The following is a 26,398-nucleotide window of genomic DNA, read 5'->3' on the forward strand; positions in this document are numbered from 1 at the left end:
CGAATGATAATATAATAAACCTTAAATAATTCTTAAAAGGAAATCGCTGTGAAAAAAGTCTTTTGTATTATTTTAGTGTTTGTGAATCTATCGAATCTGTGTGCCGAATCTAGCGCAAATTTGGGCGAATCTTTTTTAGATGAATCTTCGCCATTTTTTCTAACCACTGATGATTTGCTATCCATTGCCGAGCTTACAAATGCCGATTTGCAAAACTCCGCGTTTATCCGCACCTTGCGCAAAGAAAATAGCACAGATGAGATAGACAAAGCAATAATCGCAATTTCTGATTTTACTAGCACAAGTAGCTATCCTATCAATATCGAGTTTTTAGCCCGTGCCACGCTAAAAGACATACTCAAATCAAAAACGCTAAATCTAACCACTACCATTTCTGGCAATGCGATGAGCGCGGATAAAATGTTAGATTCTATCCGCTCTATGCGTAATGAAAGCGAGTTTGGCGATATTATCCCAAAAGGTTTGCTTTTGTCGCCAAAGTATTCTTTGAGTGCGACAATTTCAAGCGAGACAAAGGCACTTGGCGCGATAAATAGCGTGGAGTATAGCTTTATTTTTAGCATTACAAATTTGCATAGCGGTTTGGTTGAGTGGGATTATATTGAGCGCGTGAAAAAATCCGCCAAAACCCCACTGCCAACGCTAAAAAGCGCAGAATCTAAATATGGCAAACTATGCCTACAAAAGCCCACAGAGATTATTTTGCAAATGGATAGAAAAAAGGCTTGTGAAGTGGCGATAGTGGATATTTGGCAAGGTAGCTTTCAGGCAATCCCCGCAAACAAAGCTACACTAATGCAGCAATACGCAAATGTCGCTTGTGAGCTAGATTCTGCGTTTGGTTGTAGGGCTTTGGGCGTGGTGTATAAATATGGCATAAAAGAAAATCTAAATATAGTAGCCGAATTTAGTGGCAAAGATACAGGCATTGCGCTAAATGAAAAAGAAAACATTTTGCTAAAAGCAGATATGAAAAAAGCAAAAAATGCCTACGCAAAATCCTGTGATTTGCGCGATGGCGGTGGCTGCTACAATCTATCGCTTTTAGAATACCACAGCCAAAATGCAAATTTGCAAGTGGCGGGAGATTACGCAAACAAAGCGTGTGAATATGGATTTGCCGATGGGTGCGAGCTAGCAAAAGAGATAGAGTTAAGCAAAGGCGAAATGCTCTCACAAGACGCGCTAGATAAAATATCGCAATGCGAAAATGGTATCCCGCAGGGGTGCTTGGGAGCTGGATTTAACTATCATCACGGCACAAATGGCGCGGTAAAAAATCAAACAAAAGCATCGCAATTCTACAAAAAAGGCTGTGATTTGGGGCTTTCGCACTCGTGCTATTTGCTTGGAATGTATCAAGTGCAAGGCTACGGAGTTGGCGCAAAAGATATGAGAGAAGCAGCAAAAAACACGCTAAAAGCCTGTGAAGCCGACCCACTAAAAGAGTGCCAAACCATCGGCAAATTTGATAAAAACGCAACGCAAGAAATTTGCATTAGAAATACAAAGCTTACCACAGGGAGCGCGTGTTTAAGTGCTGGGAGCTTTTTTGAATCAGGTGTGGGCGTGAAAATCGATACAAACAAAGCATTGCAAATTTACAAAAGGGGTTGCGATTTTGGCGTAGAAAACTCGTGCGAAGCGTATAAAAATCTAAAAGAGAGAGTTCGGTGAAAATGATATTTTGGCGTGAATCTAAAATTTTGGCGTGAATTTTGCGTAAGATTCGCATAAAAATAAAGGAAAATCGCAATGAAAAAAGTCTTTTTATGTTCTATTAGCAATGTTTTTAACGGCGCGTGTGCGGAGGATTGCGCATATTGCAATCAAAGCATAAAGTATGGCAAAAACGCACAGATTTATAAGCCAAAAGAGCAGGTTTTAAGCGAAGCGCAAAATTTGGCAAAATTCGGCGCAAGTGGCTTTTGCTTGGTAACTTCGGGGCGTGGTTTGGATAGCAAAAAATGCGAATATGTCGCGGATTTGGCGCACACGATAAAGGCAAAGTTGCCAAAAATGCTACTAATTGCGTGTTGCGGGATTGCGGATAGGGATTCGCTATTGCATTTAAAGCAAAACGGCGTGGATAGCTACAATCACAACTTAGAGATCGCGCAGAGCAATTTTTCGCGCATTTGCACCACGCACAGCTTTGAATCGCGCTTTGAGACTTGTGAAAATGCGTTAAGCGCGGGGCTAAAACTATGCAGTGGCGGGATTTATGGATTAGGCGAGAGCGTGGCGCAGCGAATCGAGCTTCTATCCGCCCTAAAAAGCCTAAATCCGCATTCAAGCCCGATAAATTTTTATATACCCATTAAATCATCTTTGCCAAATCCCGCCTTGCCAAACGCCGTTATGTCGCGCGATGAGGCGATTGAGACGATTATAATGGCGCGAGAAATGTTGCGCGATTCGATTTTAATGCTTGCAGGCGGGAGAGAAGTCGTCTTTGGGGCAAATCAGCGCGAGATTTTCAAATACGGCATTGACGCTATCGTGCTTGGCGATTATCTAACCACGAGCGGCGAAGCTCCGCGCAAAGATTTGGCGATGATTGAGCGCTACAATCTAAAAATCGGGCATTTGATAAATGACAGAAAATGCGTGAGTTAGATTCTGCGAAATCGCGCTAGATTCGCGTGAATCGTGCGAAATCGCAGAATCTAGTGTGAAAAAACTAAAAAGCGCAGAATCTAGTGCGCCAATTTGTCATTTGATTGCTTCGCTTCGCTCGGAATGACAAAATAAAAGCAGATTTCGATTCGAATATAAAAAATCGTAGAATCTAACTTTAAATGTGGATTGTTTCTAATCAAACAAAATTTTACACAAATCTTGCCTTTTGATTTTTGTATCTCAATCTAAATTTTAAGTTAAATAAAATGCCAAAAATCAGGTCTCCCCATTTTGTTTAAAATTGCCATTGCCTCTTTATCGCCTTCATGAATTGCTGCTTTTACTATTCTTTCTGTCTGTTCTACTATTACGTCAATCATCGATTTGCGGATACATTGTTTTATTTCATTAGTTTTTGAGAAATCAATAGCCATTTTGCCGTCATTATTTTTAATAGAAATTTTAGCAGTGGGGATTTCTAATAAAAATTTTACCACTTCCAAATGCCCATTCATAGAGGCATACATTATAGCTGTATTGTTTTGCTCATCTGCAAAGTTAATATTCGCTCCATTTGCTAGGCATTGTTTGACACCACTTAAATTGCCACTTTTGGCAAATTCTAATAATTCATTATTTAAATACATACTCTATCCTTTCACTCAATATATCCCATTAGAATTTTCTAATGCTTCTCTCATAAATCCGCCATCTTTAATATCCACTTCATAAAACGCAACTCTATGCTTAGATTCACGGCATTTTTGCTCGATATTTTTAATTTCACTGCGTTTATTTTGCGGTGTATTATGGTTATTTAACAGACGCAATAAATAAAGTGAAGTTGCCATATTTTCTCCCTTAAATTTTAATTAAAAACAGCGATTATAACTGCCCCCCCCCTTAAAGTTTTCTTAAAAAATAATTATTTTTTTGATTTTTATGTAGATTTTGCAAAAAATAAGTAGAATTGTAACGATTTTAACGCAGATTCTGCGATTTATGGCGATTAGATTCTGCGAATCGTGTGAAAGCGCAGAATCTAGTGCGCCAATTTGTCATTTGATTACTTCGCTACGCTCGGAATGACAAAATAAAAGCAGATTTCGATTCGAATACACAAAATCGCAGAATCTAACACAAAATCGCAGAATCTACCCTCACGCCGTCATTGCGAGGCGAATTGTTGCCGAAGCAATCCAAATCACGCACATTTAATCAAAAATAAAAATCAATATCCCAAAATCAACTCAATAAATTATTGCGTTTAGATTCACACAAAGTAAGCGATTCACGCAATATTCAAGATTCGCTAAAATAGATTGCTTTGTCAGTGCTTCGCACTTCCTCGCAATGATGGTGTAGTGGATTCGCATTTGATTCGTGGATTGCTTCGTTGCTTTCGCTTCGCTTACGCGCCTCGCAATGACGGGATTTAACCCACCCCCTTAATCCCCCTCCGCAAGGGATGGGGAGAATTCGAGATTTTTTTGGATTGCCACGAAGTCGCTCTAAAAGCGCGACTTCTCGCAATGACGAAAAAATAAACGCGCTAGATTCGCGTGAATCAAATAAATTTATCAAAATCTTTGAGATTCTTCGCTTCGTTACACTTCGCGCGAGAATGACAATATTAGCGTAGATTCTGCGTTTTTGTAGAATTTCACGCAAAAAGCGCAGAATCTCCCCGCAAAGCTCATAAAACTTATAAAATTCACAAAACCCGCAAAAACTCACAGCGTGGCGCTTGCGATGTCGTATTCCTCTTTTGAGATTATGCGGTTGCCATAAAGCTCATTTAGGCTTTGTGCCATTGTTTTCATCTCGGTTAGCGTTTGCCCTATCATCATTTGTGAGTTGATTTGGTGGATTTTGTTTTCGCGGATTAGGTTGCGAATCGCGGGCGTGCCGATTAGAATTTCATTTGCCGCTACGCGTCCGCCATCTACGCGTGGGAGCAAGATTTGTGATAAAATGCCCTCGATTGTGATTGCCACTTGGCTTCGCACTTGGTCTTGCTTTGAGCCTTCAAATGAGCTTACAAGGCGGTTTATCGTTTGCGCTGCGGAGTTTGTGTGAAGTGTGGCAATCACCAAATGCCCCGTTTCGGCGGCTTCAAGGGCGATTTCCATCGTTTCAATATTTCTCATCTCGCCGATGAATATGATGTCTGGGTCTTCGCGTAGTGCGGATTTTAGTGCGCGTTGAAATGACTTTGTATCCTCGCCTAAATTGCGGTATGAAAAAAGGCAGTTTATGCCTTTATGGACATATTCGATGGGGTCTTCGATACACAAAATGTGCTTTTTTTCATTTTGGTTGATTTCATTTATCATCGCGGCAACGGTGGTGGTTTTCCCGCTACCTGTGGGTCCTGTAACGAGTATCAATCCCTTTCGGCGGGTAACTAGCTGCTTTAAAATCTGCGGTGCGTTTATGCTATCAAGTGTCGGGATTTTGGTGACAATCGTTCTAAACGCCGCTGCCACGCTCCCCATCGTGTAATAGTAATTCACCCTAAATCGCCCCACATCCTCTAACTCGATTGAGAAGTCTAGCTCTCTCTCTTCTTCAAGCGTCTTTTTTTGCTTGTCGGTTAGAAGTGAATAGCAAAGTTTGTCGATGTCCTTTTTGTCTAGCACGGGGAGATTCAGCTTTACCAAAATGCCATCGATTCGGATTTGCGGTTCGCTCCGTGCGACTAAATGCAAGTCGCTTGCGTTGTGCTTTACGGTGGTTCTTAATAGCATACTGATGTCGTAATTTAAGTTCGTTTCTTCCATTTTCTACTCCATTTTTAAGGTTTAATGATTTGCCGTTTGGTAACGCGCAAAGTTTGATTTGTGATTGGATTTGTGACGCTACCTGAAATGTCAAGCAAAAAGGCGTTTTTGGTTTCCTCTTGTATTTCGTAGCATCGCTTATTTGCATTTTCTGGTTTTTGCACATCCGCCTTGCACGAAATAAGGTCTGCGCTTTGCATATACACTCTTGCGTCATACTCGTCATAATTATCAAATGGCGTCATTTTGAAGTTGAATTTATACTCGCCATTTGCGCCGTATTCGATATATTTTTCAATCGGGTCGGCGGGGTTTTGCCGTTTATTTCTGCCGGCGGTTTGCCCTGAAATATTATTTGGTCCTAAATCGCAATCTGCGCCCTCCACGCAAATAAATCCATTTCGTTGCGCATATAAAATCGCTAACTCCGCAGTGGAGTTTAGATATAAATCTAACTGAATGGCAATGTATTCATTTGTCGTGGTGTTTAGCGTTTTTGCGCTAAATTTAAGTCCCAAAATGCCAAGTCCGGCGACGATGATGGTTAAGATTATCGCAAAAATCATACCAAAGGCGGCGCGATTGCCTCTTGCGTGTATTTGCGAGATTCTGCGCGCATTTGATTCTGCGAAATTCGCAGAATCTGAGTTGTTTTTTATGTTAGATTCTGCGAAATTCGTGCGATTCGCAGAATCTGCATTGCTCTCCGTCATTGCGAGATTTTGCGTAGCAAAATCGTGGCAATCCATATTATTTTTTTGGATTGCTTCGGCACTTCGTGCCTCGCAATGACGAAGTGAAGTAGATTCTGCGTTTTTAGCTTGAATCGCAGAATCTGCGCCATTTTTAGCATTTGATTCGCTAGTTTCTTTTCGCAAAAAGGGCTGCACCCCCCGCCCCGCTCCCCCTACGCGCCAAAAAGCAGCCGCTTTTTCGCTTTTAGGGGGAGTGCCTCGCTTATCCGCTTCTAGCAAAAAATCGGCACTCGCACTACTGCTCGTTTGCTCCCGATTTTTTGCACCACGAAGCGGGCGAGTTTTGGGTGCTTCGCACGGATGATTTTTTATGTGTAAATCTATGCGATTTTCTTTCATATCATTTACCTTTTTCATTGCATTATTATCCCCTCTTTGCAAAATTCATCCATAACGCTTTTTACCACGCTTGGTTCAAAGCAAATGCGAATGCGAATGAGACTAGAACTCGCCTCCGTCCAAATGTGGAGATTTGAGACGCGCTTGGCGATGAGCGTGGTTTTAGTCGTTTGGACGCTTTGGGTGATTGTCAAGTCGCCTTTTTCATAATTTTGATTTGCGCCATTTTCGATGGTGATGAAACTTGGCAGTTGATTTACAATAATCGCCACATCGCCTATTTGTTTTGGGACGCTAAAAAGTTCCATAACTTCCTGCTTGTCTTTATTGTTGTAGCTAAATCCGCGAATGGGGAAAATCGCGGTGTTGTCCGTTACTTTTTGTGCGTAATATTTATTCCCCACATAACTATTCGTCCCGACATTGACAAATGGGAAATACAGCGCGATTTTATCGCTGTTTATGAAACTTCGCATATTATCCGTTGAGCTTTGACTATAAATTATGTTGCAACCCTCGATTTTCCCATTATTCATTTTGCAACCGCTCTTTTCCACATCGACAAATCCGCTAAATAACGGCAAATTTAGTCTTCGATTACCATCAAAATATCCCTGCTCGATGTTCTTATTTTTTTCGATGAAGTATAATCTCGTGCCGTGCTCGATGCCGATTTTGCCCTGTTCGGCGTTATTTACAAAGGGCATTGAAGTATAGGCGTTATTTCCCTGAATGGCAATCGAATCCCAAATAGAATTTTGCAAATAACTTGAAATTTGGCGGATGGCAGACGCAGAATCTAACTCAATTCTAGCGAATTCCTTTTGCAAAGTGTAGTTTGTGAGAATCTGCACGATTGCCTTGCCACCTGCGACAGAGACAAGTCCTACGATTGCGATGACAAAGACGAGTTCTAGCATTGTAAAGGCACTTCTTTTTGTGGTAGATTCTGCGAATTTATTAAAATTTTTCATCTCTCCCCCTTTATGGATTCTGCGTGTTGTCTTTGATTAGCGGGATATCCGTGCCGATATTTGTCGCATAATATGTAAATACGGCGGAGAGTTCATTGCCACCATTTGGGTCGATGCGTCTTAACTCGATTTTGATTTCCTTAATATCGCTGCGAGTAAAGCGAGGATTTATGATTTTATATGCAGCATTCGCGCTATTGCCGTCCCCACCACCAAAATCTTTATACGCAACCTCCGTCCTTAGTGCAAAAATCTCATTATTTAGATTTGTAACATTGCCATTTTTGTCCCGCTCGCTGCCACCTTTGACTTTTATCTCATAAGTGTGAAAGTCGTTAATGGAGTTTAAATCCTTAAAGTTTGGCAAGATAAAAGACGCGACTTTCGTATTTGGGTCGCACATACGGCGTTTATTTGCGTTTGCAAGTCCCTTTTTTGTCATAATATTTTCGGTGACATTTGTTTTTACGCCGTTTATGAATTTTTCAACGGCGACTTGTTTGCAATCTGTCGCTGTGTTGCCCGTGTTTAGGATATAATACACGCCAGAATTTTGAAAATCATCGACATTTTCTTTATCCCAAGGTTTGGATTTTATCGTCTCCATAAGCGTTAGCGCGTTGTAATAACCGATGACATTTTGCGACATCATCGTATTTGCGCTACTTTGGCGGACGATTAGCGGGATGGAGAGGATGATAAAACCGACAATGACGATGGAGAAAATGAGCTCAATCATCGTAAATGCGGTTCTTGCGCTGTGTTTTATCGTAGATTCTGCGATTTTCGCAGAATCTAGCGCAGAATCTTGTAATTTTTGCATTTCCTTTTCCTTTCGTAAATCAAAAATAAATAAAATCTTACCACAATTCAAAATATTTTATCTTAAATCGTAGATTTTTAAAAATAATATACAAAAATTTATAAACTTACTGCTAAAATTTCAAATTTTTATAAATATTGAAACGATAATACCGATTTGATAAAATATTTTGTCAGCAAGGGATAAAAATGAAGTTTAATATATCATCGCTGTTTAGTTCAGGAAAAAAGAGCATAAAGCAGAAAACGGCAAATTTGCTGTATTATAACTGCGATTCGAAAATATCTTTTACATCGCAGGGCGGGAAAATTTCGCAATTTACAAAGGCAATCACGCCAAGTGCTAGAATTGCCACTTTGCTAAATTTTGATTTGTTACTCAAAACAAATATCGAAGTGCCAAAAGATACGGATGAAAACGACATAGACGACTTCATCATCGAAAATACTTATAAGCAACTAAATATCCCCACGGATGCGAGTTATGAAATATCGTATTTTAAGATTGAGACGAGTTTTGACGCAGACCATTGGAATTATGATGTTTATGCCATCGATGCGGGGCAGTTAGAGAAAACTTATGATGATTTAGTCGCAAAGTCGCAGTTTATTGATGTTATCACCGCTTCGCCGTTTTTGCCACTTGTGCTTTATAAAAAGGGCAAGTTAGATGTGGCGGATAATCATATTTTTGTATTTGTAGGGGCAAATAGCGGGATTTTTGCCTTTTATAGCAAGGGCGAACCGATTTATGTAAAAACAATAGGTTGCAATATGCACCGCCTCCGCGTGGAGTTTAATCAAGAAACTTCGCTAGAACTTAGCACAACCGAGTTTGAAAACTTCATCTCTGGCAACTCACAGGAATCCGCCGAGCACAAAGCATCAATCGACTCAATGCTAGATAAAATCAGCAGAGACATTGAGGAAAATATTTTGTATATTAAGCGAGTTTATCAGGATTTAGACCCGCACACAATGTATTTTGGGATGAGTTCGGAGTATGATAATGCTTACTTGCAGTTTTTCAAAGATTCATTTTTGATTGATGTGCAACCATTTAATCAACTCGCATTTACCGATGTGCAAAGGGGCGAGCACGCGATAGCAAGCATTGCAATGCACTATGCGGACTTATACATCAACGACCCGCAATCAAAACTGCCAAACTTCTCGTATGCCAAGCGTCCAAAGCCACTTTCTCAAAGAGAATGCGGGCAGTTTGTGATGATTGTGGCGGGGATTTTCGTGCTTTCACTTGCGTATCCTGTGTATAATTTGGGAATGGGCGCATTTTTAAGTTTTAGAGGCGATACATTGCAAAGTGAATATGATAGCGTTTTACACCCACAAGCGGAGGAATATCGCGGTAGGGAAGGACAGCTAAAAACGCAAATTGACTCTTTGCGCCAAACAAAAACAGGCATTGACAAAGAGATTGCCGATGTGCGTGGAAATATGAGCGATATTCACACTTGGCAAGTGGGATATATCCAAAAGTCAAAAGTCGTAGATGATATTTTGAAAGTCGCCAAAAATAGTAAGGTAGATATTGTGAAATACACGGCGATTGCGAATAATAATCAGCAGTTGATTGTCGAGCTAAATCTCTTTGCCAAAACGCAAAAAGACATTTCGGACTTTATCTTAAATCTAAATAATCAAAAGATTTATAAAAGTGTAAAAACCACAAAAGTGCAAAGATTCGCAGAATCTAGGGACACTGCGCCAAATAAAGCAGAGCAAACCCCCGCACAAAAGATTGCAAATGTCGCTAAAAATGTCGCAAATACCGCAGAATCTGCGCTAGATTCTGCGACTGAAACGCTTGAAGTTGAATCAATCAGTGCAAAATATGATTTTAGCATAAATCCCGATTTGGAAAAGAGGGTTAGTCAGCGTTTAAATTCAATAGTTAAGGTGGTGGTGCGATGAATCAACTGCAAACACAATTTTACGAACAACTAGATAAATTAGATGATTATCTAGCGGATAAGAACTCATCCGAACGGGCATTATTTGGGTTAATTGTCGGTGCGGCAATAGCAGCGGCGTTGTATTTTGGCGTGTATGATATGGCAAGTGAATATCGCGCTGGATATGAATACTCGCATAACGATATTAGCACCAAAGTAGCAGAGGAACGAGATTATATAAACTCAATGGATAGTGGCGGATTTTTAGCATTAGAGCAGCAAATAAGTAGCACAAATGAGCAAATAACCCAAGCACAAGGCACTTTGAAGCGACTAAATGGACTGCTAAATGATGTGTTTGATAGCAGTAGAGATTGGTTTCTCACATTTGATGAGGCGAGTAAAAAGGCAACCGAACTAGGACTTGTCGTAAATGCCACGGATATTGAGTTTCAAGATAATATCAGCCTTGGCGGGATGACGCATTCTAACTTTGTGCTGTATGGTTATGGCAGATATAATAAAATTTTAGAATATATCGATTGGTTAGAGACTTTCGGGCAGTTTGTCTCGCTTGATAGTATAATCATCGAAAGCAAGGATAATCGCCTTAATTTCAGCATTTTGATACGCAATTTTAAAGGAGGTGTATGATGAAGGCAGTGCTATTATCATTTATCGCTGTATTTGTGCTTATGGCAAATGAGGCAAAAGCACCAGAAGCACAGGCGACTATCGCGCCAGCAGACCCGGATATTAAGTTGAAAGATGATATTGTGGGATTTGAGAGAGAGCAGTTTTTCCAAGATAATGGGGGGAATGTAGATGACCCATTTGTGTATGTTTATCGTCAGCCGGAGGATATGGCAGAGCGAGAGGCGAAAAAAGTTCAGTTGGCACAAGATGTGCTTACACTAAAAGTTAAGAGCATTGTTGTGGCACCAGATTCTGCGATGGGTTCTGCGGAAAAACAGCGATATGTTGCCCACATCAATGACAAATGGGTGAAGGAGTGTAAAGTGGAAAGTGGCAAGCAAATATGCGATGAAATCGTAGGGTGGAAGGTTATCAAAATCGATAAAGATAAGGTGACTTTGCGCGTTGCGGATGCGCGGATTAAGGGACTTGATGATGTGAATTTAGCAGTAATGCCAAAGAAAGTCGAAATCATAGTAAGCAAATTTAACGATAAGTAGGTAGGATTAGGATGAAAAAGTATATTTTTGTATCATTGGTGTTTTTAGGTTTGTTAAAAGCAGGTGGCGTGTGCGAGGATAAAACATTTAGTTTTTATTCTGGTGCTACGGATGGGACTACGATAGGCGAACTTTTAGTGCAACTATCAAATGAGTGCGGTTATAGTATGATTATGCGTGATGATGCCGCGAAGAATAAATTGGCAGATTCTGCTCCTGCGTTGAATGTCGTTGAGTGGCCCTTGGAGAAAATCTTTGATTTATTGCTAACGGAGCACGATTTAAATTACGAGTTTGATGGTAAGATTCTGCGGATTTCATATCTTATGACTGAGACTTTTAGGATTAACTATATTGGCACTGCTAGGACGGGCGAAAGTAGCACGGATATCACACTATCACAGGGCACTTCAAGCGGTAGTAGCAGTGGCAGTAGTGGAACTTCTAGCGGTGGCAGTAGTGAAAGCGGGACGGCAGATAGCGTTAGTGGGACGAAGATAAAATCCACTGATGATTATAACTTTTGGGATAAAATAGAAAAAGAGATTTTTGAAATCACATTCCGCCCCGGCGATGAGTATCGCCCAAATAAACCAGCGAGTTTGGAGGGCGAGGGCAATGAAAATGATGGTGCTACCGCAGATAATAATGTCAAAAAGGCAAATACAAGTGCAGGTATCCAAGGACAAGCAGTTGTGGTGAATAAAGCAGCAGGATTTGTTAGCGTCACAGGGACGATTAAGCAAATTGAACGCGCTAGAAAATATATCAAAGATTTAGAGGCACAGCTTCAAAATCAAGTGCTAATCGATGTAAATATTTTGACAGTTACACATAATAATGGCAACACCGTTGGCGTGGATTGGAATCAGCTTTATAACACAGCTAATTTTATGGTGCCAAATCAACAGCAAGGCGAGCTTGCCGGCAATCCAGCATTTTCTCTTGGGACGCTTAAATTCTTTTCATCTGGCTTTTCGCTTAATCGTGTTATAGAGTTTTTGACGACTTATGGCACGGTGCGCTCTGTTTCAAATCCAAAGGTGCTAACGCTAAGTAATCAACCTGCCTTAATTAGCGTAGGAAGCATTTTGCGCTATAAGAAAACTTCATCATATTTAACTGCGACTAGCGGGACTTCATCAACTACAACCGACGAGGATTATCCAAGTGTGTTTGCTGGCGTTTTGCTAGATATCACGCCATCCATTCAGGGCGAATACATTATGTTAAAAATCAATCCAAGCATTACAAAGACAAAAGACGCTATGGTGGAAAATGAAACCACTGCATTAAAAGAGCCACCAAACCTAAGTGCAAGTCAGCTTTCATCGCTCATCCGCGCAAAAGATGGCGATAAAATCGTAATTGGCGGTTTGATAAATAAAAGTGCGACAAATACAAAAAGCAGAGTGCCGATTTTAGGACTTGGATATATCCCAATTCTAAAATATTTGTTCTCTTATGATACTTTGTCAGAAGAAACCACCGAGATGGTTATTGTCATCACTCCGCATATTGTTAAGCGAAATGACAATCCAAGCTTACAGGATTTGGGATATAGCGAAAATGTGAATGAAATCATCAAAACAGGCGATGTCAAGGCAAATATCGAAGAAGTTGTCAGCGAGGATTAAGATTTTTGGATGAAAAAAGTTGTAGAGTTAGAGGGTCGCTGGAAAGCATACAAATATAAAAGGGCGATATTTTATCTATTTGTCGCCTTGCTTGTGGCATTCATCGCGCTTCTTACATTTTTTATCAAAATGCAAGTTTTTGATAAAAAATATCGCATTGCCCAAAATCCGCAGAATCTAGTAAAAAGCGTAGATTCTGCGCCAAAAATACCGCTAGATTCTGCGAAAGTCATAGATTCTGCCACAGATTCTGCGAATTTCGCAGAATCTAATAAAGTCGCAGAATCCACCAAAAATATCGCAGAATCTACCACAGATTCTGCGCTCACGCAAGACAAAGACAAAATAGAATTTATTTGCAGGCAAGTCATCGTAGATAAACTCACCGCAAGGCAAAATGCCTCTGTAAAATCCACGCCACTTGGTTATTATCCAATGGATGCCATTTTTTGCGCGAGTGAAAGCAATAGCAGTTGGGCGAAAACGCAAAATGGTTGGGTAAATATTAGTGATAAATATAGTCAAATCGTAGATGTAAATATGTTTGTCGATACGGGATTTTACAAATATCAAAATATCGCCACCCCCGCCAAAAGGCAAATACCAAAGACGAGCGTTGAAGAAGTGCGCGTATTTGATAAACCGATAAATAGCGCAGAATCTACGCCACAAATCGCGCCCAAAATCGCAGAATCTAAACCCAAAAAGCCACTACTCATCACTTCGCAAAGTATCACAAAAGAGCAAACCATCGAATTTAAAAAGGTAGATTTTCGTAACAACAAAGACTACAAAACCGCCATTGAAGTTGCGCGATATTACTACGAGATTAAAGACTATGAAAACAGCATAAAATGGGCGCTCAACGCGTCAAATGCCGATTCGCGTGGTAAGCAAAAAAGCGAAAGTTGGATAATTTATGCAAAGTCGCTTTATTTAAGTGGCAAAAAAGAGCAGGCAATCTCCGTTTTAGACCGCTACACTTCAAGCACGAACGCCAAAGACGCACTTGATGTGCTAAACAAAATGCGACAAGGCATCATCTAGTGGCAAAAGTGAGAATTGGAGATAGACTAATCTCCGCTGGTTTAATCACAAATGAGCAATTAAACAAAGCACTAGAAGAGCAAAAAAAGCAAGTCCGCCGCAAAAAAATCGTCCGAATCTTAGTGGATTTAGGATATTTAGAAGAGACGAAATTACTTGGATTTTTTGTCGAGCTTTGCAAACGGCGCGAGCTAAATCTAATCTCCATTTTGGAGGACTTTCCAAATAGCGAAGAGAATATTTTGAAGTTGCTTTCAAGAATGCTAAATATGGAGTATGTGGATTTAGACGCGATTGAGTTTAATCCCGAAGTGGCAGATTCAGTGCCGTTTGCGATTATTGAGCGGTATTTGAGCTTCCCGTTAAGCGAGAGCGGTGGCGAAGTAAAGGTGGTGTTGGCAGACCCATTTGACATTCAAGCACGGGACGCGATGTCGCGCTCCATTCGTGGCAAAAAGGTAGCATTTTGCATTGCTAAAAAAGAGCAGATTGTGGGGATTGTGATTCGCATTTCGTTGCACGATTCTGTAAAATTGCTCGTTAAAAAAATCCGCGAAGAAATTAGCGGCGATTCGCAAAATATTTTACTCGCCGATGATGTGAATCAAAGCTCGATTACAAAGCTTGTCTATGTGATTTTTGAAACCGCGATTAAGCAAAAGACAAGCGATATTCACATCGAAGGGACTGAAAAAAGCACTTTGGTGCGAATCCGCGTGGATGGCGTGATGAGAGAAGCATTTAAGTTTGATAAAGATATGTTTGCGCCACTTGCTTCGCGAATCAAGCTAATGGCAAATATGGACATCGCCGAGCGGAGAAAACCGCAAGATGGGCGTTACAGCGATATTATTTTAAATAAACCTTATGATTTTCGTATCTCAACTTTGCCAATTATCACAGGTGAATCAATCGTTATTAGGATTTTGGATAAGAGCAAAGTGCTCGTGCGCTTGGAGGATTTGGGGATTAGTGAGCTAAATTTCGATAGATTTAATGAGGCGATTAAACAGCCAAATGGCATTGTGCTAGTTACAGGACCCACAGGTAGCGGGAAAACGACAACTCTTTACGCCGCGCTAAATGCCATCAAAAGCGTCACACACAAAATCATCACGGTTGAGGACCCTGTGGAGTATCAAATGGATATGATTCAGCAGGTGATGGTAAATGAGCGCGCGGGTATGACATTTGCTGCGGGGCTTCGCTCGATTCTGCGACAAGACCCAGATATCATAATGGTAGGTGAGATTCGAGATAAAGAGACTTTGCAAATCGCTTTGCAAGCCGCACTCACGGGGCATTTGGTGTTAGCGACACTTCACACAAATGACGCCATTAGCGGTGTTGCGCGTTTGCTAGATATGGGCGTTGAATCATTTTTCATCGGCTCGACAATGTGCGGATTACAGGCGCAAAGACTTGTGCGCAAACTTTGCCCAGAATGCCGATATGAAGTAGAGCCACCTGAAAAAATGCTAAATCAAATCAAAAATTTGATACCGGAGGATTACCACTTCTACAAATCGCACGGATGCTCAAAGTGCGGTATGCAGGGGTATTCAGGCAGGGAGGTTATTTCGGAGGTTGTGCTTGGCACAGAAGGTATGCGGCGACTTATCTCGGCAAATGCGACAAAAGATGAGCTTTTGGCAGAGGCTAGAAAAGATGGCTTTGTTACGATGTTTGAGGACGCACTAGCAAAGGCGTTGGAGGGTAGGACGAGTTTAGATGAAGTGTATAGGGTGGCAAAACTATGAAATTTTTTAAAGTAAAAGCAAAGAAAAACGGCAGAAAAGTTGAGATGACAATCAAAGCGATGACGGCAGATGCGGCATTTGAGCTTGCTAGAAATAAGCATAATCTAAAACCCATCTCCGCAGTTGAAGCTAACCCGCCGGCATATTTGAAGCTATATGCGGATATGACGAAGGATAAGGCGATTCGCTATGATGACTTAATCGCGGCATTTAAGCAGATGAGCTTTATGCTAAATGCGGGGATTTCGATTCAATCGACTTTGGAGGATTTGGTAAAATACACGAATAATGACAAGCTCGTAGGCATTTTTGATGAAGTGCTTACAGGCGTAAATAGCGGGCGGACGCTAACGGATTCATTTATGGACCATAAGCTTGTCATCGGCGGATTGCCAATTTCGATGATTTCTTTGGGCGAAAAGACGGGTAATCTCGCAGAATCTTTGGATATGCTAGTAAAAAACCTAGAAGAGCTCCGCGATAATCGTGCGAAGTTCAAAAAAGCGATGCGCTATCCAATAATCGTTATGGTGGCGATGAGCGTGGCGTTTGTGGCGTTGTGCTTGCTTGTTATCCCGCAGTTTAAGGATATATTTAACGAGCTTGGGAGCGACTTGCCACTGCCTACGAAGATTCTCATCGGTATTGAAGAGGTGCTGACAAATTATGGGATTTTGGTGGCGTTTTGCATTGCGGGGGTGATTATTTTGATTATGAACCGCTACAAGCGCAGTGAGAAGTTCAAATACGCCTTTGATAAGAATATTTTAAAAGTAAAGCTGATAGGCAGAATCGTATTTTTATCCAATATCACGCAATACGCCACGACTTTATCTTTGCTTTTAAAAGCGGGGATTGCGCTAGAAGAGGGATTAGAATCATCTGCCACACTTTTAGGCAACGACTATATGAAAAGCAATCTAATCACCGTAAATCGCGCGATTCAGCGGGGTGTAACGCTCACAGATGCGCTCACTGAGACGAAATACTTTGACCCGATGAGTATTCAAATGGTAAATACGGGAGAGCAGAGCGGTGAGCTAGATAAAATGCTAGCAAGCGTGGCGGAGTATTACAAAATCAAATATGACTACATTTTGGATAACTTATCGGCGTATATTGAGCCGATAATGACTTTCTTTTTGGCGTGTTTGGTGTTGCTACTTGCGCTTGGGATTTTCTTGCCGATGTGGGGACTTGGAGCAGCTGCAAAAGGCGCGTAAAAAAGTGCGTGCTTTGTGTGCGTTTGCGGGAGTTTGAGAAATTCGTCATTGCGAGATTCTGCGTTTTTGTAAATTTTCACGCGAGATTCTGCGAATCGCAGAATCTAATGTGTTTTGTCCCTTCATTGCGAGAGAATAAGCGAAGCGAAATATTTTAACTAGATTCTGCGTTTTTGTAAAATTTCGCACGAGATTCTGCGTTTTTGTAAAATTTTTACGCTAGATTCTGCGAACTTCACACACACTCACAAACTCCCTAAAATCGCTTTATCGCTAATTTTTTGTAGCGCAAATCTCGCATTTGCCGAAGAAAGTGGCGTATTTGCAGGCGCGGAAATCGGCTATGGCGCAGGAAAATTTGAAAATAAAATCAGCGGTGCATTCAACCAAAGCGCAAAATATGACGGCGGAGGCGTAAAATACGGCGTTGTCGTAGGATACAAGCAGTTTTTCACGCAATACTTGGGACTGCGCTACTACGCAAATGTCGGCATTACACACGCCACACTAAAATCAAACGCCGTAGCGCGGGGCTATAATTGGAAAGATAGGGTTGAAGGCACTTTGATAAATTACGGCGCGAATGTGGATTTTTTGGCAAATTTTGTGGCAAATGAGACGCTGGACTTTGGCGGATTTATCGGGCTTGGAGTGGGCGGAAACTCGTGGAGCGGGCAAGATTTGGACGAGCACGAGGACTATTTGAATAGCTTGGCGCAAAATATCACAGCTCCCGTTAGCCTCGCCAAAACGGGCTTTGATTTGTCGCTAAATGTGGGACTTCGCGCAAATATCGCTAAAAATCACGGCGTTGAGCTAGTGGCAAAAGTGCCGTTTTTGAAAACCACTTTGCTTGATAGAAGCATATCCGTGAAAAATGGCAATGGAGGCGGAAATAATAGTGGCATTGTAAAAGTTAAAAACACGCTCCATAGCCCATTTAGCGTAACGGCACGATATGTGTTTAGCTTTTAGACTTTGCTAAAAAACGCAGAATCTAGTGCGCCAAATTCCCGTCATTGCGAGAAGTCGGCACGACTTCGTGGCAATCTATATTATATTTTTTTGGATTGCTTCGCCTTGCTATCGCAAGGACTCGCAATGACGAATAAGGCGTGGATTGCTTCGTTGTTTTCGCTTCACTCAAACTTCCTTGCAATGACGGCGTGGGACAGATTCTGCGTTTTGATAAAATTTTCACGCGAGATTCTGCGAATCTACACGATTTCTCCAAACAATGCGCCGTTTTTGGCGTGTGTGATTTTTGTGTCATAGATTGCGCCTATGGTAAGCGGATTTGCGCTTTTTAGGCGCACTAATTTGCCATTGTCGCTTCGCCCTTCAAATTCGCGCTTATCATTATGATTTTCTATCATCACGCTATGAATCTGCCCTATTTCGCGCTTTGCTTTTTGCGCTAAAATTTTTTTATGTAAATTTTGCAGTTTTTTTAGTCGCTCATTTGCCACGATTTTGGGGATTTCTGGCAAGTCAAACGCGCTTGTATTTGCTCTTGGCGAATAAATAAAGCTATACATCGTATCAAACTGCGCACTCTCCACGACTTCAAGCGTTTCATCAAAGTCAGATTCGCGTTCAGTCGGGAATGCCACGATTATATCCGTGCCAATGCCGACATTTGGGGCAAGTGCGCGGAATCGCTCCACACGATTTAAAAACCACTCTTTTGTGTAACCGCGCTTCATATCGCGTAAAACCTTGCTACTCCCGCTTTGCAAGGGCAGGTGAATGTATTTTGCGATTTTTGGATTACTCGCAAACTCCGCGATAAACTCATCATCGCAGTGCAGTGGGTGCGGAGAAACAAATCTAATGCGCTCCACACCGCTAACTTTGCTTACTTCGCGCAAAAGTTCAGTGAAATTCACGCGCTTATGGGGGCTAGAAAATCTCGCGCCATAATTATTGACATTTTGTCCTAGCAAAATAATCTCTTTTGCGCCCCGTTTGGCGCGGAATCGCACTTCATTTATAATCATATCAAGGGGGATTGAAATCTCTTTGCCACGCGTGTGCGGGACGATACAATAGGCGCATTTTTTATCACAACCGATTGAAATATTTATCAGCGCGCGAAATTTATGAATGCCAGATTCGCCCCCGCCAAGCGCAAATTCATAATTGCTTTCATCGTAATTTGTGGCGACTTCGACTGCTTTTGGGATATTTAAAATCTGCGTGATTTTGGAGACATTTCGCGCACCAAGCACAAAATCCACGCTTGGGGCTTTTTTGATAATCGATTCGCCCATCGCACTTGCGCTACATCCGCAAATCCCTAGCTTTGCGCCCCTTTTTTTGAGTTTTGTAAAAATGCCTATTTCGCTAAAAAGTTTGCGCTCGGGCTTTTCTCTCACGGAGCAGGTGTTTATCAAAATCAAATCCGCGTCTTTTGGCTCGTCTGTGAGAATGTAATTTTCTTTTGCACCAAGCTCTGCGATGATATGGGCTGAATCGCGCTCATTCATCGCACAACCAAAGGTTTTGATAAAAAGTTTTTTTTGAATCATTTATGCTCTAAATCCACTAGATTCGCGCCCAAAAAAAGCCACAAGATGCGTAAGATTCGCCACAAAATGCCCCAAGATTCACACGATTCACGCGAATCTAATAGCTTATAATATGCAATTCATAAAGATAGCTATCTAATCCATATTTTAGCTCATTTAACTGCACGGATTTATTTGCTTTTTCTAGCGAAGTGCGGAGTTTTTGAATGTCTTTTGCGCCATTTTCGCTATCCAAATAAAATGTCGCGCTACCATTTTCTTCTGCCACTTTGATGATTTCATCAAGCGAAATGCTTTTTGCCTTGCTGTTTAGCTCTGGTTTTGCTAGTTTAAATTCCATATTTGTGTCCTTAAAAATGTGAAAAATTTTAAATTGCGGATTGTAGCAAATTACCCTTAAAAATTAGCGCAATTTTGTTATAATTTGCGATTTTAAATTTCAAAGGATAATCATTTGGATAAGATTTTAGATGTTATGGAGATTATCGCATACGAGAAGGGTTTGCAACTTGAATCGGTGCAAAATATTGTCGAAGGCGAGATTTTAAAACTAGCAAAAAACACGCTTGGCGAGGATAAAAACTATGTCATTGATTTTGACAAAAAAGACAAAACCATAAAGCTTTTTTACAAGCTAAAAGTGGTGGATTCGGCGGATTTTAATAGTGAGACAGAAATCACGCTAGATTCGGCGCAAAATCTGCCAAATATCGATAGTAGCGCACTTCACATCGGCGATGAGATTTTGTTAGAGATAAATTTGAGCGAAATTGACATCAATCGCAACATTACAAGTGCGCTGTTAAAGGACTTTGAAGAGCTTATGGATAAGAGTTTGGAAAACCAAATCTATGAGCAACTAAAAAGCCACATAGGCAAGATTGTGAATGGTATGGTGATTTTTGTGGATAAGAAAAGCGAGGATAGTATCGTAGAGATTGACGCTACGCGAGCAAAACTCCCACGCAAAAATCGTATAAAAGGCGAGAGATTCGCGGTGGGTGAGAATATTTCGTGCATTTTGAAAAATATCTATTTTGACAAAAAATATGGCATTCAAATCGAGCTAAGTCGCACTACGCCGAAGTTTTTGGAGGAACTTTTGCGCCTTGAAGTGCCTGAAATCGCCGATGGTGAAGTCAGCATTATCAAAAGTGCGCGAATCCCCGGTGTCCGCGCAAAAGTCGCCGTGCAAAGCAATACGCCTCGCGTAGATGCGGTAGGCGCGACCGTTGGCGTGAAAGGTGTGCGAATCAACGCCGTTAGCAAAAAAATATGTGGCGAAAATATCGATTGTATCGAGTATTCGCCCGTCCCTGAAATCTTTGTCGCAAATGCGTTAAGCCCCGCCAAAATCAAAAGCGTAAAAATAAAGGACGAAAAAGCCACAATCACAATCCACAGCGAACAAAAGCCAAAAGTCATCGGCAAAGATGGCGTAAATATCCGCTTGGCTTCGATGCTTTTGGGATTGGAGCTAGTTATAAATGACATAGGCGCGGAAAATGCGCTAGATTCTGCGATAAATACGGATAAAACGCAGAATCTAACGCAAAATTCGGCAGATTCTACGGATGATGGCGCGATGTCTAGCGAGGAAAAAGAAAAAATGTTTAAGGCATTGTTTAAAGAGTAGAGATTCGTAAAATTTTATTTTAAAAATGCCGTTTTAAGAAAACTCACGCGAAAAAGTTTGAAAATGGGGATTTTCAATACCCAAGCGATTATAAAGTGCATTGCTTTGGCGGTGCGATAAGTCACATCGAGACCATCACAAATCGCTTTGTGAAGCAATGCGAGATTGCGATGAGTTGCAAGTGGCAGACGATGCCCTTTCGCTACCAAAAGCACCCAAATTCCCTGCCGAGCAAACCTACGAATTTATCGCAAATGTTGCAAATCGCGGAAATTTTGAGTGTGACAAAGTATGTGCGCGTGGATTTGTATAATGTCAATAAGCGCGTGTTTGTGGGGGAATTCACCTTTACGCCTGCGGGTGGGACGGATATTTTTACGCCGATTGAGTGGGATAGAAAGTTAGGCGACTTGTGGAAAATGTAGATTGCGCGTTTTTGCTATTGTGGGATGTTCGCTAGAAAATCGTGGCAATTTAGATTTTGCGAAAGGCGCAAAAATCGCAGAATCTATTAAATTTTTGCGTAAAATCGCAGAATCTGCGCTATTTCCACAGCGCACCTAATTTTTCATCCCACGAATTTGGACTAAATCGCCCCGTGCCACCTTCTGGCGTTAGCGTGAGTTCCCCCACCACAACGCACCCACAATTATACAAATCCACCCGTAAATACGATATTTGCGCTGATAAATGCGTGGCGATTTGAAGCATAAGGGCGAGATTCTGCGGATGGGGCGGAATATTTTTTGGCGTGGGATATAAATACTCGCACTCCATTTTCTCCCACTGCGCGTTAAAAATCGTGCGCGTGTGATTTGTAAATCGCTCGGTATCGACTTGAATATACGCACACTCACCAAAGCAATGCACTTTATAATCGCTTGGGTATTGAAAATCCCCATTTTCAAACTTTTCATACAACATCTCTTCCGCAAATACGCGTGGGGTGATGTTTTTGTAATGCCACTCGCGGTAAAGTGTGTAGTAATTTGTCGTAAGGTGCTTTTTTAGTTTTTTCATCGCGGACTTAAATGCGTGCTTGTCGCGTAAGAGTGCATTTTTATCACTCACAAGCACCACGCCACCGCCATCGTGATTTGTTTTTAGCACAAAAGAATTTGGCAAAATATCAAAATCTATCGCCTCCACGCACTCCCAAATGCCATAAAGTTTTGGCAAAAATTTGCAGGAATTCGTCTCAAAAATGGCGGATTTTAACTCATCGATTGGTTTTTGAAGTGTTTGGAAAAGCGCAGAATCTGGGGGAGATTCTGTGGAATTTTTCGCAGAATCTAATTTATTTTTATCGCAATTTGCAGAATCTAGCGTAGATTCTGCGTTCTTTACCTCATCTGCCCCCCCCCTCAAACGCAAAATCTCGCAATTTATAGGCGATATAAATCCTCGCCTTTAATTTATCCGCAAGGTGCGTGTAAAGTGGATTTCTATCAAATAAAATGCGGTGGATGATTTTTTCATTAAATGTCTTTGGGTGGGCGAAATCTGGTGTGTAACCAAAGATTTTTTGATGTCTTTTTTTGAAATATTCCTCATCGCTTAATCGCTTCTCCCACATTCGCAGAATCGCCAAGCGCAGGGGATTTAGCACTCTAAAAATCAAACTTTTTTTAATCAACTCTTTCATTTTCACATCCTTATTTTCAAAAATAAAAGATGAATTGTAGCAGAAAATATTAAATCTGCTATAATTCCGCTTTTTTAAGTTTAAACACAAGGACGGCGCGAGATGTTTGACTACGGGATAAAGTTTTGGTCTAGGGATGATTTTGTCATCGAAGATGGCAAGGTAAAGATTGAAGAAAATAGAGACATTGCCATTATTGATATTGTGCGAAAAATCCGCGATGACGGCTATAAAGGTCCGCTTCTTATTCGCTTCCCGCATTTAATCAAAAAGCAACTAAACAAACTTTTTAGCTCGTTTAAAAGCTCCATTAAGCAGTATAAATACAAAGGCGCGTTTAAGGCGGTTTTCCCGCTCAAAGTCAATCAATTTCCAAACTTTGTCCTGCCACTTGTAGAGGCATCAATCGACAAGGACTATGGGCTAGAAGCAGGGAGCAAGGCGGAGTTAATTGTCGCTATGGCTTATACGAATCTTGGCTCACCTATCACAGTCAATGGATTCAAAGACAAAGAAATGATAAATTTGGGCTTTATCGCCTCAAATATGGGGCATAATATCACGCTGACTATCGAAGGGCTAAATGAATTGCAGACGATTATCGAAGTGGCAAAAGAAATGGGCGCACCTTACCCAAATATCGGCATTAGGATTCGACTACATTCGATGGGTAGCGGGATTTGGGCGAAGTCTGGCGGGATAAATGCCAAATTTGGGCTAACTTCAACAGAGCTTTTGGAGGCGGTGAATCTACTTAAAAAATCCAAACTTATCTCACAATTTTCGATGATTCACTTTCATATCGGCTCACAGATTCGCGACATTTCGCCACTTAAAAAGGCACTGCGCGAGGCGGGTAACATTTATGCCGAGCTTCGCAAAATGGGCTGTGAAAACCTAAATATCGTAAATATCGGTGGCGGTTTGGCGGTAGAATACACGCAACACGAGGGGCTAAACAATCGCAACTATACGCTTGATGAATTTAGTGGCGATGTGGTGTTTTCGCTAAAAGAAATTGCAAAAAACAAAAAAGAGCGCGAACCAGACATTTTTATCGAATCAGGGCGATATATTGCCGCAAGCCACGCTGTGCTAGTTGCGCCTGTATTAGAGCTATTTTCGCAAGAATACGATGAGCAGGCACTAAAACTCAAAAAAGACAAAAATCCAAAGTTAATCGATGAGCTGATGGATTTGTATAATAGCATCGATGAACGCCACGCTATGGAGTATTTGCACGATAGTTTAGACCATTTGGAGTCGCTTTTAACGCTTTTTGAGTTAGGATATATCGATTTGCAGGATAGAAGCAATGCGGAGATTTTGGTGCATTTGATTATCAAAAAAGTCATAGGCATTTTAAAGCACAAAAATCACAATGAGATTTTGCGAATCCAAGATGAGATTCAAGAGCGATATTTGCTAAATTGTAGCTTTTTTCAAAGCATACCCGATAGCTGGGGGCTAGGGCAGAATTTCCCCGTAATGCCACTTGATAAGCTAAACACGCGCCCCACACGAAGTGCAAGTCTTTGGGATATAACCTGCGATAGCGATGGCGAAATCAGCTTTGATAAAAATATGCCATTATTTTTGCACGATGTGGATATAAAAAATGATGAATATTTTTTGGGATTTTTTTTGGTGGGCGCGTATCAAGAAGTGCTTGGAATGAAGCACAATCTTTTCACGCACCCCACAGAATTTAGCGTGATTTTGGACGATGATTCTGATAGCGGATATATCATCGAAAATCTGCTCCCTGCGCAAAATATATTAGATGTGCTTGATGATTTGGACTATGATACAAAGGACATTGAGCGAATCTTGCGCCAAAGGATTGATGAGAGCGAGTTTTTAAACGATGATGAGCGCAAAGAGATTTTGGGACAGCTTTATATAATGCTTAGCGAAAATGGCTATTTAAGGACGATTAGTGCGAAGTAGATTCTGCGTTTTTATGCGTGAATCGCAGAATCTACGCCATTTTATTACCAAAATTCGCAGAATCTACCCAAAAATTAAAGGAAACAAATGAATCTTTTTAGCCTTATCAAAGAGGATTTTCGCACGGTGCGCCACCGCGACCCTGCGTTTAATTCGACTATCGAGCTATTTTTCAACTATCCGGGGCTTTTTGCGCTTGTGAATCATCGCGTAGCACACAGGCTTTACAATCGCGGATTTAAGGTTTTTGCGCGAATCATTATGGGATTTGTGCAGTTTGTGGCAAATATCGACATTCACCCTGCGGCAATCATCGGTAGGCGCGTGTTTATCGACCACGGAGTGGGCGTTGTCATCGGTGAGACGGCGATTTTAAAAGATGACATTACCATTTATCAAGGCGCGACTTTGGGGGGCGTGAGTTTGGAAAAAGTCAAGCGCCACCCCACAATCGAAAATGGCGTGGTTATCGGCGCAGGTGCGAAAATTTTGGGCAATATCACAATCGGCGCAAACGCCAAAATCGGCGCAAATTCTGTCGTAATAAAGGACATTCCGCCCGATTCGACAGCCATAGGAATCCCTGCCAAAATTATCCAAAAAGGGCGTGAGCGCGAATCTAGCGCACAAAACAAACTGCCCGACATTGAAGCGCAAATGTTTAATTATCTGCTTAAAAAAATCGAGCTTTTAGAATGCCGTGTGAAGCGCGATTGCAAGGATTTAGAGAAGTTAGAGGCAGAGCAAGAAAAGTTAGATAAATTCTACGAATCTTTTATCAAAACGATAAAGGATGCGTGATTTTTGATAAAATTTTGGATTGCCACGCTCGCTTTGCTCGCTCGCAATGACGGGAAAATAATAATTCGCAGAATCTCGCAATGACGGAATTTGGTGTAGATTCTGCGATTTTCGCGCGTGAGATTCTGCGAATTTCGCGTAAGATTCTGCGATTCTGCGAAAAAACGCCAAAAAACGCAGAATCTAAAATAGATTCGTCATTGCGAGAAGTCGCACTTGTGGCGACTTCGTGGCAATCCATTTATTGAATGAAGTTATAGATTGCCACACTCGCATTCGCTCGCAATGACGGAAAAATAATAATTCGCAGAATCTTGCAAAATATTTTCAAAATTAACATTTTTTTAAAAATATGGGGTAAAATATCAAATCTATTTCAGCAAAAAAAGGAAGTAAAATGACGACAAAAATGACAGATGAAAAATTCAAGCGTTCTTTTATGAAAGCGGGCGGATGGTTTATTTTATGCAGTTTGGAGGCGTTAATCAAATATGACAAAATAGAAATCATCGACAAAAAAGCACGAGCAAAACTCGTAAAAACGATAATTGACAACTACGGCAAGGAACTCTCAACCCTTGAATATCGCATAAAGCACACACGCAGAATCATTCGCGCCGGGCGATATAAAGAGGCGGTTGAGAAGGCGAAAAATTCTCAAAGTATCGCTCGCCTTTATCCAAACGCAAAGGCATTCGCCGAGTATTTGTTAGCGAAAATCGAAAAAGGCGAGTTGTAGA

31 protein-coding genes are annotated in these 26,398 nt (G+C 41.2%); 19 read left to right on the forward strand and 12 right to left on the reverse strand.

Annotation, left to right across the window (positions count from 1 at the left end; genetic code table 11):
- Nucleotides 1-48: 48 nt before the first annotated feature.
- Both ACWIUE_RS08630 and bioB read left to right on the forward strand, forming a co-directional pair.
- Nucleotides 49-1,698 carry a hypothetical protein gene (locus ACWIUE_RS08630; RefSeq protein WP_454136323.1) on the forward strand — a complete coding sequence of 550 codons (1,650 nt, stop codon included), beginning with the start codon at nucleotides 49-51 and terminating at the stop codon, nucleotides 1,696-1,698.
- A 78-nt stretch (nucleotides 1,699-1,776) separates the two neighbouring features.
- Complete coding sequence (bioB, locus tag ACWIUE_RS08635) at nucleotides 1,777-2,640, forward strand: biotin synthase BioB (protein ID WP_454136324.1); 864 nt, start codon at nucleotides 1,777-1,779, stop codon at nucleotides 2,638-2,640.
- Between the two features lie 260 nt (nucleotides 2,641-2,900).
- Here the strand turns inward: bioB and ACWIUE_RS08640 are convergent, their stop codons facing one another.
- On the reverse strand, nucleotides 2,901-3,290 hold the full coding sequence (locus tag ACWIUE_RS08640) for an ankyrin repeat domain-containing protein (protein ID WP_454136325.1): 390 nt from the start codon (nucleotides 3,288-3,290) through the stop codon (nucleotides 2,901-2,903).
- A gap of 15 nt (nucleotides 3,291-3,305) precedes the next feature.
- Nucleotides 3,306-3,494, reverse strand: coding sequence for a hypothetical protein (locus ACWIUE_RS08645; protein ID WP_454136326.1), 189 nt, complete (start codon nucleotides 3,492-3,494; stop codon nucleotides 3,306-3,308).
- Between the two features lie 100 nt (nucleotides 3,495-3,594).
- Here ACWIUE_RS08645 and ACWIUE_RS08650 point away from each other — a divergent pair, with 100 nt between their 5' ends.
- Nucleotides 3,595-3,732, forward strand: a complete 138-nt coding sequence (locus tag ACWIUE_RS08650) for a hypothetical protein (RefSeq protein ID WP_454136327.1) — start codon at nucleotides 3,595-3,597, stop codon at nucleotides 3,730-3,732.
- A gap of 213 nt (nucleotides 3,733-3,945) precedes the next feature.
- Here the strand turns inward: ACWIUE_RS08650 and ACWIUE_RS08655 are convergent, their stop codons facing one another.
- The 5 genes from ACWIUE_RS08655 to ACWIUE_RS08675 are packed head-to-tail and all read right to left on the reverse strand — an operon-like array spanning nucleotide 3,946 to nucleotide 8,317.
- Nucleotides 3,946-4,380, reverse strand: coding sequence for a hypothetical protein (locus ACWIUE_RS08655; RefSeq protein ID WP_454136328.1), 435 nt, complete (start codon nucleotides 4,378-4,380; stop codon nucleotides 3,946-3,948).
- Complete coding sequence (locus ACWIUE_RS08660) at nucleotides 4,377-5,426, reverse strand: type IV pilus twitching motility protein PilT (protein ID WP_454136329.1); 1,050 nt, start codon at nucleotides 5,424-5,426, stop codon at nucleotides 4,377-4,379. Before ACWIUE_RS08660 ends, ACWIUE_RS08655 begins: the two co-directional genes overlap by 4 nt.
- Nucleotides 5,427-5,440: 14 nt before the next feature.
- Nucleotides 5,441-6,562, reverse strand: coding sequence for a hypothetical protein (locus tag ACWIUE_RS08665; protein ID WP_454136330.1), 1,122 nt, complete (start codon nucleotides 6,560-6,562; stop codon nucleotides 5,441-5,443).
- A complete protein-coding gene (locus ACWIUE_RS08670) occupies nucleotides 6,535-7,494 on the reverse strand; it encodes a type II secretion system protein (RefSeq protein ID WP_454136331.1) in 960 nt (319 codons plus the stop codon). The genes ACWIUE_RS08665 and ACWIUE_RS08670 overlap by 28 nt, the downstream gene beginning before the upstream one ends.
- A gap of 10 nt (nucleotides 7,495-7,504) precedes the next feature.
- Complete coding sequence (locus ACWIUE_RS08675) at nucleotides 7,505-8,317, reverse strand: hypothetical protein (protein ID WP_454136332.1); 813 nt, start codon at nucleotides 8,315-8,317, stop codon at nucleotides 7,505-7,507.
- A gap of 188 nt (nucleotides 8,318-8,505) precedes the next feature.
- Here ACWIUE_RS08675 and ACWIUE_RS08680 point away from each other — a divergent pair, with 188 nt between their 5' ends.
- From ACWIUE_RS08680 to ACWIUE_RS08720, 9 genes are all read left to right on the forward strand, one after another.
- Complete coding sequence (locus ACWIUE_RS08680; RefSeq protein WP_454136333.1) at nucleotides 8,506-10,251, forward strand: hypothetical protein; 1,746 nt, start codon at nucleotides 8,506-8,508, stop codon at nucleotides 10,249-10,251.
- Nucleotides 10,248-10,886 (forward strand): hypothetical protein, encoded by a 639-nt coding sequence (locus ACWIUE_RS08685; protein ID WP_454136334.1) that lies wholly within the window; start codon nucleotides 10,248-10,250, stop codon nucleotides 10,884-10,886. The genes ACWIUE_RS08680 and ACWIUE_RS08685 overlap by 4 nt, the downstream gene beginning before the upstream one ends.
- Nucleotides 10,883-11,428, forward strand: a complete 546-nt coding sequence (locus tag ACWIUE_RS08690) for a hypothetical protein (RefSeq protein ID WP_454136335.1) — start codon at nucleotides 10,883-10,885, stop codon at nucleotides 11,426-11,428. The genes ACWIUE_RS08685 and ACWIUE_RS08690 overlap by 4 nt, the downstream gene beginning before the upstream one ends.
- Nucleotides 11,429-11,439: 11 nt before the next feature.
- Complete coding sequence (mshL, locus tag ACWIUE_RS08695; RefSeq protein WP_454136336.1) at nucleotides 11,440-13,065, forward strand: pilus (MSHA type) biogenesis protein MshL; 1,626 nt, start codon at nucleotides 11,440-11,442, stop codon at nucleotides 13,063-13,065.
- Between the two features lie 9 nt (nucleotides 13,066-13,074).
- The gene (locus tag ACWIUE_RS08700) at nucleotides 13,075-14,112 is read left to right on the forward strand and encodes a tetratricopeptide repeat protein (protein ID WP_454136337.1); all 1,038 of its coding nucleotides are present in this window, start codon (nucleotides 13,075-13,077) and stop codon (nucleotides 14,110-14,112) included.
- Nucleotides 14,112-15,872: a GspE/PulE family protein gene (locus ACWIUE_RS08705; protein WP_454136338.1), complete on the forward strand. Its 1,761-nt coding sequence runs from the start codon at nucleotides 14,112-14,114 to the stop codon at nucleotides 15,870-15,872. Before ACWIUE_RS08700 ends, ACWIUE_RS08705 begins: the two co-directional genes overlap by 1 nt.
- Nucleotides 15,869-17,095, forward strand: a complete 1,227-nt coding sequence (locus ACWIUE_RS08710; RefSeq protein WP_454136339.1) for a type II secretion system F family protein — start codon at nucleotides 15,869-15,871, stop codon at nucleotides 17,093-17,095. Before ACWIUE_RS08705 ends, ACWIUE_RS08710 begins: the two co-directional genes overlap by 4 nt.
- A gap of 8 nt (nucleotides 17,096-17,103) precedes the next feature.
- A complete protein-coding gene (locus ACWIUE_RS08715) occupies nucleotides 17,104-17,253 on the forward strand; it encodes a hypothetical protein (protein ID WP_454136340.1) in 150 nt (49 codons plus the stop codon).
- A gap of 304 nt (nucleotides 17,254-17,557) precedes the next feature.
- Nucleotides 17,558-18,070 (forward strand): outer membrane beta-barrel protein, encoded by a 513-nt coding sequence (locus ACWIUE_RS08720; RefSeq protein WP_454136341.1) that lies wholly within the window; start codon nucleotides 17,558-17,560, stop codon nucleotides 18,068-18,070.
- Between the two features lie 22 nt (nucleotides 18,071-18,092).
- Here ACWIUE_RS08720 and ACWIUE_RS08725 read toward each other — a convergent pair whose 3' ends face one another.
- From ACWIUE_RS08725 to ACWIUE_RS08735, 3 genes are all read right to left on the reverse strand, one after another.
- Entirely contained in the window at nucleotides 18,093-18,368 is a 276-nt protein-coding gene (locus ACWIUE_RS08725) for a hypothetical protein (RefSeq protein ID WP_454136343.1), read from the reverse strand.
- Nucleotides 18,313-19,626, reverse strand: a complete 1,314-nt coding sequence (miaB, locus tag ACWIUE_RS08730; protein ID WP_454136344.1) for a tRNA (N6-isopentenyl adenosine(37)-C2)-methylthiotransferase MiaB — start codon at nucleotides 19,624-19,626, stop codon at nucleotides 18,313-18,315. The genes ACWIUE_RS08725 and miaB overlap by 56 nt, the downstream gene beginning before the upstream one ends.
- Nucleotides 19,627-19,723: 97 nt before the next feature.
- Complete coding sequence (locus tag ACWIUE_RS08735) at nucleotides 19,724-19,966, reverse strand: HP0268 family nuclease (RefSeq protein WP_454136345.1); 243 nt, start codon at nucleotides 19,964-19,966, stop codon at nucleotides 19,724-19,726.
- A gap of 114 nt (nucleotides 19,967-20,080) precedes the next feature.
- Here ACWIUE_RS08735 and nusA point away from each other — a divergent pair, with 114 nt between their 5' ends.
- The 3 genes from nusA (at nucleotide 20,081) to ACWIUE_RS08750 (ending at nucleotide 21,826) form a co-directional block, all read left to right on the forward strand.
- Nucleotides 20,081-21,262, forward strand: a complete 1,182-nt coding sequence (gene nusA, locus ACWIUE_RS08740) for a transcription termination factor NusA (RefSeq protein WP_454136346.1) — start codon at nucleotides 20,081-20,083, stop codon at nucleotides 21,260-21,262.
- 95 nt (nucleotides 21,263-21,357) lie between these two features.
- Nucleotides 21,358-21,687 (forward strand): ATP-grasp fold amidoligase family protein, encoded by a 330-nt coding sequence (locus tag ACWIUE_RS08745; protein WP_454136347.1) that lies wholly within the window; start codon nucleotides 21,358-21,360, stop codon nucleotides 21,685-21,687.
- A 1-nt stretch (nucleotide 21,688) separates the two neighbouring features.
- The gene (locus ACWIUE_RS08750; protein ID WP_454136349.1) at nucleotides 21,689-21,826 is read left to right on the forward strand and encodes a hypothetical protein; all 138 of its coding nucleotides are present in this window, start codon (nucleotides 21,689-21,691) and stop codon (nucleotides 21,824-21,826) included.
- Here the strand turns inward: ACWIUE_RS08750 and ACWIUE_RS08755 are convergent.
- On the reverse strand, nucleotides 21,806-22,636 hold the full coding sequence (locus tag ACWIUE_RS08755) for an ATP-grasp fold amidoligase family protein (protein WP_454136350.1): 831 nt from the start codon (nucleotides 22,634-22,636) through the stop codon (nucleotides 21,806-21,808). The genes ACWIUE_RS08750 and ACWIUE_RS08755 overlap by 21 nt on opposite strands.
- On the reverse strand, nucleotides 22,611-22,907 hold the full coding sequence (locus ACWIUE_RS08760) for a hypothetical protein (protein WP_454136351.1): 297 nt from the start codon (nucleotides 22,905-22,907) through the stop codon (nucleotides 22,611-22,613). The genes ACWIUE_RS08755 and ACWIUE_RS08760 overlap by 26 nt, the downstream gene beginning before the upstream one ends.
- A 102-nt stretch (nucleotides 22,908-23,009) precedes the next feature.
- On the opposite strand from ACWIUE_RS08760, the gene speA reads away from it, so the two are divergent.
- From speA to ACWIUE_RS08780, 4 genes are all read left to right on the forward strand, one after another.
- Nucleotides 23,010-24,857 (forward strand): arginine decarboxylase, encoded by a 1,848-nt coding sequence (gene speA, locus ACWIUE_RS08765; protein WP_454136352.1) that lies wholly within the window; start codon nucleotides 23,010-23,012, stop codon nucleotides 24,855-24,857.
- A gap of 87 nt (nucleotides 24,858-24,944) precedes the next feature.
- Nucleotides 24,945-25,658, forward strand: coding sequence for a serine O-acetyltransferase (gene cysE / locus ACWIUE_RS08770; RefSeq protein WP_454136353.1), 714 nt, complete (start codon nucleotides 24,945-24,947; stop codon nucleotides 25,656-25,658).
- A gap of 80 nt (nucleotides 25,659-25,738) precedes the next feature.
- Nucleotides 25,739-25,906 (forward strand): hypothetical protein, encoded by a 168-nt coding sequence (locus ACWIUE_RS08775; RefSeq protein ID WP_454136354.1) that lies wholly within the window; start codon nucleotides 25,739-25,741, stop codon nucleotides 25,904-25,906.
- Nucleotides 25,907-26,055: 149 nt separating this feature from the next.
- Nucleotides 26,056-26,397, forward strand: a complete 342-nt coding sequence (locus ACWIUE_RS08780) for a hypothetical protein (RefSeq protein WP_454136355.1) — start codon at nucleotides 26,056-26,058, stop codon at nucleotides 26,395-26,397.
- Nucleotide 26,398 lies beyond the last annotated feature (1 nt).

The organism is Helicobacter sp. 23-1045 (assembly GCF_053654655.1).